This window comes from Streptomyces sp. NPDC006733 (assembly GCF_040636125.1).
GTDB lineage: Bacteria > Actinomycetota > Actinomycetes > Streptomycetales > Streptomycetaceae > Actinacidiphila.
Genome location: NZ_JBEYJD010000104.1, coordinates 1 through 2011, shown reverse-complemented (window position 1 = coordinate 2011; position 2011 = coordinate 1). Strand labels below are relative to the sequence as shown.

Below are 2011 nucleotides of genomic sequence, written 5' to 3'. Positions count from 1 at the left end.
GCCCGCGGCGCCGCGCGCCCCCGCCGCCCGCGGGGCCGGGGGGCGGGGTGGCCAAACCGGGGGGGCGCCCCCCCCCCCCGCGGGGCGCCCGCCGCCTTCGTGTGAGATCAGTGGAACGAGTCGCCGCAGGCGCAGGAGCCCGTGGCGTTCGGGTTGTCGATCGTGAAGCCCTGCTTCTCGATCGTGTCCACGAAGTCGATGGAGGCGCCGCCCAGGTACGGGGCGCTCATCCGGTCGGTGACGACCTTCACACCGTCGAAGTCCTTCACGACGTCGCCGTCGAGCGAACGCTCGTCGAAGAACAGCTGGTAGCGCAGGCCGGAGCAGCCGCCAGGCTGAACGGCGACGCGCAGCGCCAGGTCTTCACGGCCTTCCTGCTCGAGCAAGCCCTTGACCTTGGCCGCAGCGGATTCCGACAGGAGAAGTCCGTCGTTCGCGGTGGTCTCGGCGGTCTTCTCGTCCTGAACCGACATCTGCTTCACTCCCGGGTTGTTCGGACTTCTGCCATCAACTCGTAACCGGTGTCCTCCCGGATTCATTCCGGGTCCGATACGTCCTATGCCCGTCAATGCTCGCACACTGCGGGCGCGGAACGGCTTGGAACGGAATGCGTCACATTGACGCTACCCGCATCGTCAATCTGACACGAACGGGCTATCATAGATAACGTCAGGTAGACGAAAAGGCTGTGCTGCACAGAAAGGGCTCCGGGCCCGTGACCACCACAGAACCGCTGGATGTGCTGGATGTTCAGCCCACGCCGCTCGCCCTGCTCCTGCTCGGACGGGAGTCCGATCCCCGCAGCGAGCGCGGTGTCGACTGCCCCGGTGACCTGCCGGCCGCGTCCGACCCCGACCTCGTCGAGCGTGCTCGCGCGGCGAAGGCCAGGCTCGGCAGCAAGGTCTTCATCCTGGGCCACCACTACCAGCGTGACGAAGTCATCGAGTTCGCCGATGTGACCGGCGACTCCTTCAAACTCGCGCGCGACGCCGCCGCGCGCCCCGAGGCCGAGTACATCGTCTTCTGCGGTGTGCACTTCATGGCGGAGTCCGCGGACATCCTCACGTCGAACCGGCAGGCCGTGATCCTCCCGGACCTGGCGGCCGGCTGCTCGATGGCCGACATGGCCACCGCCGAGCAGGTCGCCGAGTGCTGGGACGTGCTGACCGAGGCGGGCGTGGCCGGGACCACGGTCCCCGTCTCGTACATGAACTCCTCCGCCGACATCAAGGCCTTCACCGGCCGGCACGGCGGCACGATCTGCACGTCCTCGAACGCCGAGCGCGCGCTGGAGTGGGCGTTCTCGCAGGGCGAGAAGGTGCTCTTCCTCCCCGACCAGCACCTGGGCCGCAACACCGCGGTCCGCGACCTGGGCCTGTCGCTCGACGACTGCGTGCTCTACAACCCGCACAAGCCGGGCGGCGGGCTGACCGTCCAGCAGCTGCGCGACGCGAAGATGATCCTGTGGCGCGGCCACTGCTCGGTGCACGGCCGCTTCTCGATCGAGTCGGTCGAGGACGTCCGCGCCCGGATACCCGGTGTGAACGTGCTGGTGCACCCCGAGTGCAAGCACGAGGTCGTCTCCGCCGCCGACTACGTCGGCTCGACGGAGTACATCATCAAGGCGCTGGACGCGGCCCCGGCCGGCTCGGCGTGGGCGATCGGCACCGAGCTGAACCTCGTCCGCCGGCTCGCCAAGGCGCACCCGGACAAGCAGATCGTCTTCCTCGACAAGACCGTCTGCTTCTGCTCGACGATGAACCGCATCGACCTGCCGCACCTGGTGTGGACGCTGGAGTCGCTGGCGGACGGCAAGCTCGTCAACCGCATCCAGGTGGACGAGGAGACCGAGCGGTACGCCAAGCAGGCCCTGGAGCAGATGCTCGCCCTGCCGTAGGGCTCCGCAGAGGTGATCGACGCGGAACGGGCGGGGGGGGGGCCCCCGGGGGGGGGGGGGGCCCGGGGGGGGGGGGGCGGGGGGCGGGGGGGGGGGGGGCGGGCGGGGCCGGGC

2 protein-coding genes are annotated in these 2011 nt (G+C 69.7%); one reads left to right on the top strand and one right to left on the bottom strand.

Going from position 1 to position 2011, the window contains the following annotated elements; all coding sequences use genetic code 11:
• Nucleotides 1-107 precede the first annotated feature (107 nt).
• A complete protein-coding gene (locus ABZ721_RS40435; protein WP_358793839.1) occupies nt 108-473 on the bottom strand; it encodes an iron-sulfur cluster assembly accessory protein in 366 nt (121 codons plus the stop codon).
• A gap of 242 nt (nt 474-715) precedes the next feature.
• Between ABZ721_RS40435 and nadA the strand changes: the two genes are divergently transcribed.
• The gene (gene nadA, locus ABZ721_RS40430; protein ID WP_358793838.1) at nt 716-1897 is read left to right on the top strand and encodes a quinolinate synthase NadA; all 1182 of its coding nucleotides are present in this window, start codon (nt 716-718) and stop codon (nt 1895-1897) included.
• Nucleotides 1898-2011 lie beyond the last annotated feature (114 nt).

Bases quoted from the DNA above. Each gene is read 5' to 3' on its own strand.
- ABZ721_RS40435 (WP_358793839.1), bottom strand. From the start codon at position 473: ATGTCGGTTCAGGACGAGAAGACCGCCGAGACCACCGCGAACGACGGA.